This is a genomic window from Staphylococcus sp. KUGN1 (assembly GCF_045984185.1).
GTDB lineage: Bacteria > Bacillota > Bacilli > Staphylococcales > Staphylococcaceae > Staphylococcus > Staphylococcus warneri_A.
This window is the reverse complement of record NZ_JBJQIL010000001.1, coordinates 904696-919904: the sequence shown is the minus strand read 5'-3', so window position 1 is coordinate 919904 and position 15209 is coordinate 904696. Positions and strand designations below refer to the sequence as shown.

14 protein-coding genes are annotated in these 15209 nt (G+C 32.5%); all 14 read left to right on the top strand.

Annotation, left to right across the window (positions count from 1 at the left end):
- The first annotated feature begins 19 nt into the window (after positions 1 to 19).
- Positions 20 to 979: a polyprenyl synthetase family protein gene (locus ACJQQZ_RS04485; RefSeq protein ID WP_049425243.1), complete on the top strand. Its 960-nt coding sequence runs from the start codon at positions 20 to 22 to the stop codon at positions 977 to 979.
- Between the two features lie 133 nt (positions 980 to 1112).
- Entirely contained in the window at positions 1113 to 1562 is a 450-nt protein-coding gene (ndk, locus tag ACJQQZ_RS04480; protein ID WP_002451137.1) for a nucleoside-diphosphate kinase, read from the top strand.
- A gap of 259 nt (positions 1563 to 1821) precedes the next feature.
- The gene (aroC, locus tag ACJQQZ_RS04475; protein ID WP_037552078.1) at positions 1822 to 2988 is read left to right on the top strand and encodes a chorismate synthase; all 1167 of its coding nucleotides are present in this window, start codon (positions 1822 to 1824) and stop codon (positions 2986 to 2988) included.
- Positions 2989 to 3012: 24 nt separating this feature from the next.
- Positions 3013 to 4077: a 3-dehydroquinate synthase gene (gene aroB, locus ACJQQZ_RS04470; RefSeq protein ID WP_002451139.1), complete on the top strand. Its 1065-nt coding sequence runs from the start codon at positions 3013 to 3015 to the stop codon at positions 4075 to 4077.
- 11 nt (positions 4078 to 4088) lie between these two features.
- Positions 4089 to 5387, top strand: coding sequence for a 3-phosphoshikimate 1-carboxyvinyltransferase (gene aroA / locus ACJQQZ_RS04465; RefSeq protein WP_124224722.1), 1299 nt, complete (start codon positions 4089 to 4091; stop codon positions 5385 to 5387).
- A gap of 5 nt (positions 5388 to 5392) precedes the next feature.
- Positions 5393 to 6637, top strand: coding sequence for a tetratricopeptide repeat protein (locus ACJQQZ_RS04460; RefSeq protein ID WP_124228288.1), 1245 nt, complete (start codon positions 5393 to 5395; stop codon positions 6635 to 6637).
- A 15-nt stretch (positions 6638 to 6652) separates the two neighbouring features.
- Positions 6653 to 7228, top strand: coding sequence for a YpiB family protein (locus ACJQQZ_RS04455; RefSeq protein WP_124224724.1), 576 nt, complete (start codon positions 6653 to 6655; stop codon positions 7226 to 7228).
- On the top strand, positions 7218 to 7814 hold the full coding sequence (locus ACJQQZ_RS04450) for a DUF1405 domain-containing protein (protein ID WP_124228289.1): 597 nt from the start codon (positions 7218 to 7220) through the stop codon (positions 7812 to 7814). Before ACJQQZ_RS04455 ends, ACJQQZ_RS04450 begins: the two co-directional genes overlap by 11 nt.
- A 44-nt stretch (positions 7815 to 7858) precedes the next feature.
- Positions 7859 to 8554, top strand: a complete 696-nt coding sequence (locus tag ACJQQZ_RS04445) for a zinc metallopeptidase (protein ID WP_408023081.1) — start codon at positions 7859 to 7861, stop codon at positions 8552 to 8554.
- Between the two features lie 167 nt (positions 8555 to 8721).
- Entirely contained in the window at positions 8722 to 9039 is a 318-nt protein-coding gene (locus ACJQQZ_RS04440; protein ID WP_049424119.1) for a nucleotide pyrophosphohydrolase, read from the top strand.
- Between the two features lie 35 nt (positions 9040 to 9074).
- Positions 9075 to 10214 carry an N-acetyl-alpha-D-glucosaminyl L-malate synthase BshA gene (bshA, locus tag ACJQQZ_RS04435; RefSeq protein ID WP_145505288.1) on the top strand — a complete coding sequence of 380 codons (1140 nt, stop codon included), beginning with the start codon at positions 9075 to 9077 and terminating at the stop codon, positions 10212 to 10214.
- Positions 10207 to 11409: a CCA tRNA nucleotidyltransferase gene (locus ACJQQZ_RS04430; RefSeq protein WP_002451148.1), complete on the top strand. Its 1203-nt coding sequence runs from the start codon at positions 10207 to 10209 to the stop codon at positions 11407 to 11409. The genes bshA and ACJQQZ_RS04430 overlap by 8 nt, the downstream gene beginning before the upstream one ends.
- Positions 11396 to 12367, top strand: coding sequence for a biotin--[acetyl-CoA-carboxylase] ligase (locus ACJQQZ_RS04425; RefSeq protein ID WP_049424118.1), 972 nt, complete (start codon positions 11396 to 11398; stop codon positions 12365 to 12367). The genes ACJQQZ_RS04430 and ACJQQZ_RS04425 overlap by 14 nt, the downstream gene beginning before the upstream one ends.
- 24 nt (positions 12368 to 12391) lie before the next feature.
- Entirely contained in the window at positions 12392 to 15100 is a 2709-nt protein-coding gene (locus ACJQQZ_RS04420; RefSeq protein ID WP_145505285.1) for a helicase C-terminal domain-containing protein, read from the top strand.
- Positions 15101 to 15209 lie beyond the last annotated feature (109 nt).

Here is a 15209-nt window from a genome sequence, read left to right as displayed (position 1 = left end):
CAGACCAAAGGTGATTAACGTGGCAAAGTTAAACATGAACAATGAAATAAAAAAAGTTGAAAAGCGTCTTGAACAAGCTATCCATAGTCAAGATAAAGTACTTGAAGAGGCTGCTTTTCATTTACTATCTTCAGGGGGGAAACGTGTAAGACCCGCTTTTGTTATACTTAGTAGCCAATTCGGTAAAGAAGAAGGCGTTTCTGAAGATACATACAAAGTAGCCGTCGCATTAGAACTTATTCATATGGCAACATTAGTTCATGATGATGTCATAGATAAAAGTGATAAACGTAGAGGCCGTTTAACTATATCTAAAAAATGGGATCAAACTACAGCTATTATTACAGGCAATTTTTTACTAGCATTAGGTCTACAACATTTATCAGAGATTAAAGACAAACGTGTTCATGAAATTTTATCAGAATCTATTGTAGATGTCTGTCGAGGAGAGCTATTTCAATTCCAAGATCAATTCAATAGCCAACAAACAATGACCAACTATTTACGACGAATCAACCGTAAAACTGCACTTTTAATTCAACTTGCTACCGAGGTGGGTGCAATCACAGCTGGCTCTGATATTAAAACGATTCACAAGTTAAAAATGATTGGTCATTACATTGGAATGAGTTTCCAAATTGTTGATGATATACTCGATTTTACGAGCACTGAAAAGAAACTAGGTAAACCTGTTGGTAGTGATTTAATGAATGGACATATCACTTTACCAGTATTACTTGAAATGAGAGATAATTCAGCATTTAGACAAATGATTGAAGAACTACATCCAAATAGTAATAAAGAACAGTTCGAAGCGTGTATCAATATCATTCGTCAATCTAATAATATTCAAGTATCTAAAGATATAAGTGAAAAATACTTAGAAAAAGCATTAAATTTAATTGATGAATTAGAAGACAATCAAGCACGTCAATTATTTAAAAAGTTAATTAAAAAAATGGGCTCTCGAAACGTGTAAAGCATGTAAATCAACTTGAAAGCGCTTTAAATTATTGGTATGATAATAGTTAGCTAGGTTATTAATAGCCGGACAAGTCAACTTATACATACACTAGAAACTTGTTACATTAAATTACAGGGGGACTACGCAGGTGGAACGTACATTTTTAATGATTAAACCAGATGCAGTACAAAGAAATTTAATTGGAGAAATTATTTCTCGAATTGAAAACAAAGGATTAAAACTTGTAGGTGGTAAGTTAATGCAAGTACCACAAGAATTGGCAGAAAAACATTATGGTGAGCATGAAGGAAAACCTTTCTACAATAATTTAATCTCTTTCATTACTTCAGCACCAGTATTTGCAATGGTTGTTGAAGGTGAAGATGCTGTTGCAGTATCTCGTCACATTATCGGAAGCACAAATCCATCTGAGGCTGCTCCTGGTTCAATTAGAGGAGATTTAGGTTTAACAGTTGGTAGAAATATCATCCACGGTTCTGACTCTGTTGAATCAGCAGAAAGAGAAATTAACTTATGGTTCAAAGAAGAAGAAATCAGTAGTTACGAATCTCCTAGAGACGCTTGGTTGTACGAATAATATCAAACATAAAACGTTATTCATTTTATCCAAAGTGATGTGTCTATGACACATCACTTTTTTTATTTCTTCGACTTTTTTACGCTAAAACTCTATAATGATTAAATCTATTAATCAATCATATTTATGGAAATTTAAATATTTTAAAATCAATAAATATAGCGATCGTTTGCTAAACTTATATTGATTTATTGATTATGATATGATTAAACCAATATAATAATTTATAAACGAACTCAATGGAAAGGAGTGTGCTTTGATGAGATATTTAACTTCCGGTGAATCACATGGCCCACAACTAACAGTAATTATTGAAGGTGTCCCAGCTAATTTAGAAATTAAAGCTGAAGATATTAATAAAGAGATGTTTAAGAGACAAGGTGGATACGGCAGAGGACGTCGCATGCAGATTGAAAAAGATGCAATTGAAATTGTTTCAGGTGTAAGAAATGGTTATACCCTAGGTAGTCCCATCACACTTGTTGTTACAAACGATGACTTTACACATTGGAGAAAAATTATGGGTGCTGCGCCAATTAGTGATGAAGAAAGAGAAAATATGAAACGTACAATTACTAAACCTAGACCAGGTCATGCAGACTTGATTGGTGGTATGAAGTACAACCATCGTGATCTGCGTAATGTTTTAGAACGTTCATCAGCTAGAGAAACAGCTGCTCGTGTAGCTGTCGGCGCCGTCTCTAAAATATTATTAGAACAATTAGATATCCATATCTATAGTCGTGTGGTAGAAATTGGTGGTATTAAAGACGAAGGGCTATATGACGTTGAAACATTTAAATCTAATGTTGATAAAAATGATGTTCGTGTCATTAATGAAGATATCGCACAACAAATGAGAGATAAAATAGATCAAGCCAAAAAAGAAGGCGACTCAATCGGTGGTGTCGTTCAAGTTATGGCTGAAAATATGCCTGTAGGTATCGGTAGTTATGTCCACTATGATAGAAAATTAGATGGCCGTATTGCTCAAGGCGTTGTAAGTATCAATGCATTTAAAGGTGTAAGTTTCGGTGAAGGATTTAAAGCTGCTGAGAAACCAGGCAGTGAAATTCAAGATGAAATTATGTATAACGAAACCAAAGGATACTATAGAGCATCCAATCATTTAGGTGGTTTTGAAGGTGGTATGTCTAATGGAATGCCAATTATTGTCAATGGTGTGATGAAGCCAATACCAACTTTATATAAACCTTTAAACTCTGTAGATATCAATACCAAAGAAGATTTCAAAGCGACTATTGAAAGATCTGATAGTTGTGCTGTACCTGCAGCAAGTGTTGTTTGTGAACATGTCGTTGCATTCGAACTTGCTAAAGCATTATTAGAAGAATTTCAAGCTAATCATATCGACCAACTTAAAGCACAAATAGCAGAACGTAGACAATTAAATATCGAATTCTAATTCGTATAATTCAGGTGATTAAATATGAAGTTAAACACAACATACGCAAACAACAACTATCCTATAATTGTAGAACATGGCGCAATCAATCTATTAAATGAAATCAACCAATCATATGATCAATCATTTTTTATCATCGATGATACTGTATATCAATTATTTAAAAACAAGTTAGACCAATTGATTCAAGCCAATCATGCTACTAAAATAATCATACCATCAGGTGAACAAACAAAAACATTTGCACATTTCCATGACATCATTGAATCCATACTCAGTCATCAAATTACGCGTAATACATCAATTGTAGCTATTGGTGGTGGAGCAACAGGAGATTTTGCAGGATTCGTTGCATCAAGCTTATTAAGAGGCGTTGCATTTATACAAGTACCTACAACTATATTAGCACACGATTCAAGTATCGGAGGTAAGGTAGGTATTAATTCTCAACATGGTAAAAATCTGATAGGTGCCTTTTATCGTCCTAGTGCCGTTTTATATGATTTAGACTTTTTAACAACCTTACCTTATAGTGAAGTACTTAGTGGTTATGCGGAAGTTTATAAACATGCTTTACTCAATGGTGAAGCAGATACTAGGAAGATAGAACAACATTTTTCAAATAAAGATGCTTTAGCCTCATTAAATGATATGGAAACTTTTATTTATAAAGGGATTGAAACAAAGCTTAATATTGTAATTAATGATGAAAAAGAGCAAGGTGTTCGTAAATTTTTAAATTTAGGACATACCTTTGGACATGCAATAGAGTATAAATATAAAATTCCACATGGACATGCAGTTATGATTGGAATTGTGTATCAGTTTATAGTGGCAAATCATTTATTAAAAACAAACTACGATATTGATCATTACTTAAATTATTTAGATGCTTTAGCATATCCAATCCAAATCATTAAAGAACTTCATTTCGATGATATTTATCAATTTATGCTATTAGATAAAAAGAATAATCATGATGGTATTCAGATGGTATTATTAAAATCTTTAGGTAATGCAGTCGTTCAACACGTTGATCAATCTACACATTTAGCTGCATTTAAAGAACTCCAATCTAAAATTAAGTAGGTGAATAAATGATGTCGACTGCAGAAACAATTCAAATTAATGGGCCTTTAAAAGGCGAAATAGAAGTACCTGGTGATAAATCAATGACACATCGAGCAATTATGCTCGCATCATTAGCTACTGGTCAAACACAAATTCACAAACCTTTACTCGGTGAAGATTGTAAAAGAACAATGAATATTTTTAGACTTTTAGGTGTTTCAATTACTGAAGAAGAAGATAGATTAATCGTCGATTCACCTGGCTACCAACATTTTAAAACACCGCACCAAGTACTCTATACAGGTAATTCAGGAACTACCACACGCTTATTAGCCGGTCTACTGAGCGGTATTGGTATCGAAAGTGTTCTATCTGGAGATGTATCTATTGGTAAAAGACCCATGGATAGAGTGCTCAATCCTTTATTGAAAATGAATGCCAATATTTGTGGTGTAGAGGGTAACTATACACCACTCATTATTAAGCCTTCTGACATTAAAGGAATGACTTATACAATGGAAGTAGCGAGTGCTCAAGTGAAAAGTGCTATTTTATTCGCAAGCATTTTTTCAAATGAATCATCGAGTATTACTGAAATTGATGTGAGTCGTAACCACACAGAGACAATGTTTAATCATTTTAATATTCCTATTATTGTAAATGGTAAAACGATTGTCACAGAGCCTTTAGCAGTAAAACATATCAAACCACATGACTTCTATGTACCTGGTGATATTTCTTCAGCAGCCTTTTTCATCGTTGCAGCCTTAATAACACCTGGAAGTGATGTTACAATTCATAATGTTGGCATTAACCCAACACGTTCCGGTATCATAGATATCGTTCAACAAATGGGTGGTCGTATTGAATTATCTAATGTGACTAAAGAAGCTGAGCCAACTGCGTCTATTAGAGTTCAATACACACCTAATTTAAAGCCAATACAAATTCATGGAGAACTCGTACCAAGAGCCATAGATGAGTTGCCAGTGATTGCATTATTATGTACACAAGCATCTGGTACAAGCGTTATTAAAGATGCTGAAGAGTTGAAGGTTAAAGAAACCAATCGTATCGATACAACAGCAGACATGTTAAATCAATTAGGTTTCGAATTACAACCTACAAATGATGGCCTTATTATTCATCCGTCAGAATTTAAAACAAGTGTGACTGTAGATAGTCAAACCGATCACCGTATCGGTATGATGTTAGCTATCGCATCGTTACTAAGCTCAGAACCTTTAACGATTGAACAATTTGATGCAGTCAATGTTTCATTTCCAGGCTTCTTACCAAAATTAAAGCTTTTAGAAAATGAGGGATAATAGTAATGGAAGATATCTACAAATTAATAGACGATATCAATTTACAAAAATTAACAAATTTAGATACACGTGTGAATGAAGCGCTTAGTTCTAATAACGATGACGCACTATTCATATTAGGTGAAACGCTATATAATTTCGGCTTAACACCTCAAGGTTTAGAAGTTTTCAGAACGTTATATCATAGATATCCTGACGAAAGCGAACTACTCATCTACTTTATTGAAGGATTAATGTCAGAGAATCAAACTGATGAAGCGTTAGAATATTTAAGTCAAGTTGAAGTATCTACTGAAAAATTAATGCTTGAAGCAGACTTATATCAACAAATAAACATGCTCGAAGTCGCAATCGACAAGATACAGTCAGCCATCCAGCTAGAACCAAACGATCCTATTTTACATTTTGCTTTAGCAGAATTACTTTATTTTGATGGACAATACCTACGTGCAACTACTGAATATGAAACAGTTCTCGAAACTGGTGAATACGAAGTCAATGGTATCAATCTGTTCTCAAGACAAGCAGATTGTAGTTTACAGAGTGGTAATTACAGCGATGCGATTCGATTATATGATGAAATTAATGAAACTGAAATGAATTCAGAAGACTATTTCAAAAAGGCAATAGCATATGAAAAAAATGATATAACACAAGAAGCTATTAAGATTATGAAATCATTATTATCTAAAGACCCTGATTTCTTACAAGGCTACTTCTACTTACAATCTTTATACGAAAATGAAAAAAATTATCCAGATGCGATTGAAATTGGTAAAGAAGGATTGCGACTGAGTCAATTTTATAAGGAATTAATGGTATCAACAGGCAGTCTTGAAATTGAACATGGCGATGCTAATGAAGGTGTTACTTTATTAAAACAAGCATTAGAAGTAGATAATGCTTACCATGAACCATTACTTATTTTAAGTGATTTGTATAGAAGTGAAGAGGATTACGAAGCAATCATTGAATTATTAACTTATGTAGATGAAGAAGACCTAGATCCTGTATTTATGTGGCATTTAGCCTATGCATATGGACAAGAAGAACGAGATAAAGAAGCACAGCATTTCTTCGAATTGGCTTATCCTACACTTAAATCACAATCTGAATTTTTAAGCGACTACTATTTCTATTTATTAGAAATCGGTCAAAAAGATACAGCTAAATCAATACTAGATCAATTATTAGAAATGGATCCAAGCAATGAAACATGGCACGATGAAGCAATGCGCTTACAGTCTTAAAAGGGTGATTAATGAATGAATAACTCCCTAACTAAAATGAAACAAAGCTTTATCGAGTATCTTTTATTTCATTATGAATTTAAATCTCGTATCTCAGTTTGGGTATTAAATTATTTAAAAGCTAGTCCTAAAAAACTACAATATATTCACTTTGTTGATGAAGGTATCACGCATCATCAAACTTTACAAATTGCAGAAGTAGAATCACATGCTTCTGCAATTCAATTTAATGGTGAACAACTACAACTTGTAAATACGAATGAAATATTTGAATTGATAGCTAATAATGAAATTTCATTTGATATTCAATTGCAATTTTCAAATAAGCAACAACGTGAAAGTCGCTTAGATGATCTGATATTAGCACAATTAATTCATTCACCTAATTATTCATCATATGTACAAGATTTATATGCCATTTCGATAAATGAACGTAAACAGGCAACATTAATTGAGCGACTACAAGATAATATCGATTTAAGTCTTCAAATGAAAGAACAAGAACGATTTTATCAGCTTACTCAAATTCTGAACGTTCTAAAGACGAAACAAATGAATAGTGATAACGGAGACTCTGATGATGACAATTAAACAATATTGGGAAATTTCGTTGTACAATCGTCCATTTTTAATTTTTTTATTGATTTGCAATATATTAGGGACAATTTATGGTTACGATTGGTATAGTGGACAACTCTATATCACTCCAACATATTTTTTACCGTTTGTGCCTGATAGTCCAACCGCTTCATTATTTTTATCAATTGCGATTGGTTTGCTTTTACTTAATCGATCTTCATCTATCATCCAAGCACTCGCTTTTGTCACATTAGTTAAATATGGCGTGTGGGCGGTTATTATGAATATCATTATGTTTATCATTGACGGTGATATAACTATAAATGGACTTATGCTATTGTTATCTCACGGTATCATGGCACTTCAAGCCTTTTACTTTTATCCTCGTTTTAATATTACGACAATAGGCTTTATCGTCTCTTTCATTTGGGTGTTAGTGAACGATTATATTGATTACGTAAAAATGCAATTTCCTTATTATAAGTTTATTGCTTCCCATGTTGTAGAAATTGGAGTATTATCTATTTGTCTAAGTGTCATTTCACTAATTTTATATTTGTATTTAGAACGTATCATTAAAGTTAAATCATTTGATTAAAGTGCAATTTGACAGTAGAATATGATTAAAGGAGAGTGAGTTTATTGTCTTTAATATCAATGATTATTTATTTTGTAATATTAATGGTCATCCCTATGTGGGCACAACATAAAGTTAAATCTAATTATGAAAAATACTCACAGGTTAGATCCACTAGTGGTAAAACTGGTCGTGAAGTAGCTGAAGAGATTTTACATGCTAATGGCATTTACGATGTCGATGTAGTTAAAGGTGATGGCTTCTTAACAGACCACTATGACCCAAACAAAAAAGTTGTTTGTTTATCTCCTGCAAACTACGATAGACCTTCTGTTGCTGGTACAGCTATTGCAGCCCATGAATGTGGACACGCAATTCAACACCAACAAGGTTATGTTTTCTTAAGATTCAGATCAGCATTGGTATCTGTTGCCAACTTAGGTAGTTCCTTAAGTTATATGGTTATTATGTTAGGTATCGTGTTAACTGCATTAGGCAGTGCATTCGGATCTACTGCATTATGGATTGGTGCAGGTTTAATGTCACTTGCTGTTTTATTCTCAATTGTGACGTTACCAGTCGAATTCGACGCCAGTTCACGTGCAATGAAACAAATCACAGCATTGAATATCGTAAATGAGAAAGAGTACAAACACGCTAAGAAAGTATTATCAGCTGCAGCAATGACATATGTTGCATCTACTGCAGTAGCATTAGCTGAATTAGCTCGTATTATTTTAATCGCTAGATCAAGTGATTAATCTCGTCAGACTTAAATTTAGATACACATAATGGTTGATATCATCCAAGTGATGATATCAACCATTTTTTATTTAAAGCAAGCGCTCACTTTGATTGCACTAAGAATGCATATCACTTTATTTTGATATATACTATATTAGAAATGCATTCAAAGGAGAGACGTTAATTGAAATCAATGACTCAAATGCAAAAAGAAGTAGATGACTACATTAGTCAATTTAAAGCAGGTTATTTTTCTCCATTAGCTAATCTTGCTAGACTAACAGAGGAAGTCGGAGAATTATCTAGAGAAATCAACCATCAATATGGTGAAAAGAAAAAGAAGGATACAGAAGAAGAAAATACCATTAAAGCAGAATTAGGCGATAATCTATTTGTATTATTATGTATTGCCAATTCTCTAGATATCGATATGACAGAAAGTTTTAATGAAACAATGGACAAATTTAATACTCGAGATCATGATCGATTCGAAAGAAGATAAATAGTTAAAAATAATAAAGAAAGGATGGGTTATTGATGAAAATAGGTATTACTTGTTACCCGTCCATGGGTGGTTCAGGCATTATTGCTACAGAGTTAGGCATTAAAATGGCAGAAAGAGGACACGAAGTCCATTTTATAACTTCAAATATACCATTTAGAATCCGTAAACCATTACCAAATATGATTTTCCATCAAGTCGAAGTAAATCAATATGCCGTTTTCCAATATCCACCATACGATATTACATTAAGCACAAAAATTTCAGAAGTTATTAAAGAATATGATTTAGATATTCTACATATGCACTATGCTGTACCTCATGCCATCTGTGGTATTTTAGCGAAGCATATGTCAGGCAAAGATATTAAAATGATGACTACCTTACATGGCACAGATATTACTGTACTAGGCTATGATCATTCATTAAAAGGTGCTATTAAATTTGGTATTGAAGAAAGTGATATCGTTACAAGTGTGAGTCATTCATTAGTAGAACAAACAAAAGAAATTATTCATACTGACAAAGAAATTGTTCCAATTTATAATTTTGTAAGAGAAAATGAATTCCCTACACGACATGATGAAACATTTAAAACAGATTATGGTATTTCACCCAATGAAAAGGTACTCATACATGTTTCTAACTTTAGATCCGTCAAACGTATCGACACCATAATTGAAACGTTTGCTAAAGTTCATGAAAAAATACCAAGTAAATTAGTACTTTTAGGTGATGGGCCTGAACTTATTGATATGCGTCAAAAGACACGAGATTTAGGTGTAGAAGAACATGTCTTATTTTTAGGGAAACAAGACAATGTGAGCGCATTTTATCAATTGTCCGATTTAGTACTCTTATTAAGTGAAAAAGAAAGTTTTGGTTTAACACTGTTAGAAGCAATGAAAACAGGCGTCGTACCTATAGGGTCAAACGCAGGTGGAATTAAAGAAGTTATCAAACATGGTGAAACAGGCTATATTGTCGATGTAGGGGATAGCGAACAAGCAGCACAATATGCTATTAAACTGTTACAAGATCGCAAACTTTATGAACAATTTCAGTCACAAATGCTATTAGACATTGAGCAGCGTTTTGGTTCAGAATTAATTACTGACCAATATGAATATTATTATCGTAAAATGCTAAATAAAGGTGAGGACTTGCATGACTAATGAACTATTTGAGAGTGCTAAACCCATTTTAAACCAAATACAACAGCACGGGTATCAAGCATATTTTGTTGGTGGTTCTGTTAGAGATTACTTAATGCAACGTCCCATCCATGATATAGATATCACTACAAGTGCCACACCAGATGAAATTGAGTCCATATTCGATCATACGATACCTATAGGCAAAGAGCATGGAACGATTAATGTGGTATACAATCATGAAAATTATGAAGTAACTACATTCCGTGCAGAAGAAGAATATATTGATCACCGAAGACCTAGCGATGTACATTTTGTGCGAGATTTATATGAAGATGTACAACGTCGTGATTTTACCATCAACGCCATTGCAATGGATACAGATTATCAAACATTTGATTATTTTAATGGCGAAGATGATATTAAAAATGGCATTATCAGAACGGTGGGACAACCTACTGAACGATTTGAAGAAGATGCACTGCGCATATTACGAGGATTGCGTTTTCAATCACAACTTAATTTCAAAATTGAAAATCATACATTTAAAGCTATGGCAAATCAAATTGAAGATATTAAATATTTATCAATTGAACGTATCATTGTTGAGCTAAAAAAATTAATTTCTGGGCGAAATGTTGCTACGAGTTATCATCATCTCAATCAATTAAAGGCGTTTAACTATATACCTTATTTTCAAAATTTTGAAATGCATCTATTAAACATCGACGAACCGATGCATTTTGATACATGGATAGCATTGATTAACTCAAAATTTGATGAACAACAATCTTTGTCACCACTTAAAATAAGTAATAAAGAGAAGTCTCATATTAAACAACTAACAAACATTATTAGTCAATTACCAACCATTAGCACTAAAAAAGATTTAATAATGATGGTATACGACTATGATATCAATGATATATTAACTGTAATTGAGCTTAGTACGCTACTATCTAAGAATCAATTTGAGACACCCAATCCACTGATGATTAATCCACAGTCAATCATGGAAAGTTATCATCAATTACCAATACATGAACGACAACAACTTGCAGTGAATGGTAGTGATTTAATGCAACATTTAAATCAACGAGGTGGACCTTGGGTAAAAGATGTTTTACGACAAATAGAATGTGCAGTAATAACGAAACAAGTTATTAACACACACGATGAAATAATGAAATGGGTGGATAAACATGTCGAAATATAGTCAAGATGTCGTTAGAATGTTATATGAACATCAACCTGAATATATTTCAGGTCAATATATTGCAGATCAATTAAATATTTCAAGAGCAGCTGTTAAAAAAGTCATTGATCAATTAAAAATGAACGGGTGTCAAATAGAATCTATTAATCATAAAGGGCATTTACTGAAACAATTACCTGATCAATGGTACAGTGGCATTGTTAATCCAATTATTGAGCAACGTCACATATTTGACTATGTTGACGTTATGAGTACAGTTGATTCAACTCAACTCAAAGCAAAGCAAGCACTAGTAGGGAACCAGGATTCATTTATTATTTTAAGCGACGAACAAACGAAAGGGCGTGGACGTTTCAATAGATATTGGCGTTCTAGTAAAGGGAAAGGACTTTGGATGTCGATTGTCCTACGTCCCGATGTACCATATGCGATGATTCCTAAATTCAATTTATTTATAGCATTAGGTATAAGAGATGCGATACAACAATTTTCAAAGCATGATGTAACAATAAAATGGCCAAACGATATATACATAGATGGCAAAAAAGTATGTGGTTTTTTAACTGAGATGGTTGCTAATTATGATGCTATTGAAGCAATTATATGTGGTATAGGCATTAATATGAATCATGACGTTTCTGATTTTGATGAAGAGATTCAGCATAGCGCAACCAGTATACGAATTCATTCTGAAAATAACTTTAATAGATATGAATTTCTAGATGTATTAACTCAAAATATTGAATGCCGCTATCAACAATTTTTGACTGTTCCATTTGAAGAGATCAGAGAAGAATATATCGCTGCAACAAATATGTGGAATAAACAATTGCGCTTTACTGAAAATGATAAACAATTTATTGGCGAAGCAATAGATATCGACCATGATGGATTCTTAATGGTGAAAGATGATGAGGGGCAACTTAGAAGGTTAATCAGTGCAGATATAGAATTATAACAAAGTTAACTAGGAGAGATAGCTATGGGCATAGCAACATATGCAGTTGTTGATTTGGAAACAACAGGTAATCAACTTGATTATGATGATATTATTCAAATTGGCATTACATTCGTTCGACAAAACAAAATAATAGGTACATATCATTCAATGATCAGAACTGATTTGGATATACCACCGTTTATTCAAGCACTCACTTCTATAGAAGAAACAATGCTTGAAAAGGCACCGTATTTCAAAGAAATTGCCCATGATATTTATCAACAATTACAAGATTGTGTATTTGTTGCACATAATGTCGCCTTTGATTTAAATTTCATTAAAAAGGCATTTAAAAATTGCAATATCAAATACCGTCCAAAACGTGTGTTGGATACATTAGAGCTATTTAAAATTGCATTTCCAACTGATAAAAGCTATCAACTTAGCGAATTAGCTGAGGCGCATGATATTCCTTTAAACAATGCACATAGAGCTGATGAAGATGCGACAACTACAGCTCAACTCATGATTAAAGCCTTCGAAAAGTTCGAACAATTACCATTAGATACATTAAAACAATTATATTACTTAAGTAAGGACTTAAAATATGATTTATATCACATTTTATTTGAAATGGTACGCCAACATAATAACGTGGCATTAGACAGTCAATATGGTCAATTCGAACAAATCATCTATAAAAAGCAAGTCGATTTAAAAGGGCCAGTTACAGAATTTAACGGATCATTGAAAACATTATATAAAAAAGCAACAAAACAATTAGGCTTAACCTATCGACCACAACAACTCTATTTGTCTGAAATCATATTAGAACAACTTATGCATAGTGAAAAAGCAATGATAGAAGCGCCTCTTGGAAGCGGTAAATCATTAGCTTATCTATTAGCAGCGTTAATGTATAATATTGAAACTGGTAGACATGTGATGATTTCAACAAATACCAAATTATTACAAAGTCAGTTATTAGAAAAGGATATTCCAGCGCTCAATCAAGCACTTGATTTTAAAGTCAATGCTACATTAATTAAGAGCAAAAATGACTATATCTCTTTAGGCTTAATTAGCCAAATCCTAAAAGAAGAAACGAATAATTACGAAGTTAGTATTCTTAAAATGCAATTATTAATATGGATTACTGAAACACAAACAGGTGATATTCAAGAATTGAATTTAAAAGGCGGACAGAAAATGTATTTCGATCAGAAGATTGAAACCTATGTGCCAGTCCGTCATGATATACATTACTATAATTATCTCAAACGTAATGCGCAGAACATCCAAATTGGTATTACTAACCATGCACATCTAATCCATTCGGATGCTGAAAATTCTATATATCAATTGTTTGATGATTGTATCATTGATGAAGCACATCGATTACCAGATTATGCTCTTAATCAAGTAACTAATGAGTTAAACTATGCAGATATTAAATATCAGTTGGGCTTAATTGGTAAAAACGAAAATGAAAAACTTCTAAAAGCCATTGATCATTTAGAACAACAACGTATTTTAGAAAAGCTAGATATTGCACCCATCGATGTGTTTGGTTTGAAATCTAATATTAATGACATACATGATCTTAATGAACGTTTATTTGACGATATTTATGATATCGTACAAAGCTCAGACGTTTATGACGACGATATTCATAAATATCACTATGTCTATGAATTTGAAAATGACCAAATTCTGAAGGACTTGCATCTTTTAATAAACAAACTTAATAAAACATTAGAAGTCTTTAATGGTATGAGTCATAAAACGATTAAAACAATGCGTAAACAGCTACTATATCTAAAAGAACGCTTTAGACAAATAGAACAAAGTGTAAAAAATCATCATACAAGCTTTATCTCTATTAAAAACTTAAGTCAGAAATCCACTATACGCTTATTCGTTAAAGATTACGCTGTTAAAGACATTTTGACGCAACAAGTATTAGATAAATTTAATGCTTTAACATTTATTTCAGGTACATTAACATTCAATCATTCATTCGATTCCTTCAAAAATTGGTTCAATAAGGATATTCAATTTAATACGTATGAAGTCACGACATCAGTTCAAAATACTAAAAATACGAATGTTTTTATACCATCAGATGTGGCACCTTATAACTATAAAAATATTGATGATTATGTCGCATCCATTGTCAATTATGTTATAGAATATACCAACACTACCGAATCTAAATGTCTCATATTATTTACAAGCTATAAAATGATGCATATGGTTCAAGATATGTTAAATGAATTACCAGAATTTGAGGATTATGTCATCTTAACACAGCAACAAAATCAAAATTACAAAATCGTTCAACAATTTAATCACTTCGATAAATCTATATTACTAGGCACCTCTACGTTCTTTGAAGGATTTGACTTTCAAGCAAATGGCATCAAATGTGTCATGATTGCTAAATTGCCATTTATGAATAAAAACAATGCCAAATATTGGCTAATGGATTCAGAATTTGAATCTACCTTCAAAGATTATGTATTACCTGATGCCGTTACCCGATTTAGACAAGGGTTAGGTCGTTTAATACGACATGAAAATGATAAAGGATTAATTGTGTCATTCGATGATCGCTTAGTAAATAGTAATTATAAAAGTTTCTTTGAACAAACATTAGAAAATTATCGCCAGAAAAAGGGTGATTTGAATCAATTTAGTAAATTATTGAAGCAAATTCAAAAGACAGTTGATAAAGACATCAATCAATAATCAAAATGGTAATCACGCTTCACTGTGATTACCATTTTAAATTCATATCATATTTAAATCGTGAGTATATGCACATACTTTTAATTCAAGTTCTAGAAGTTACCTACAT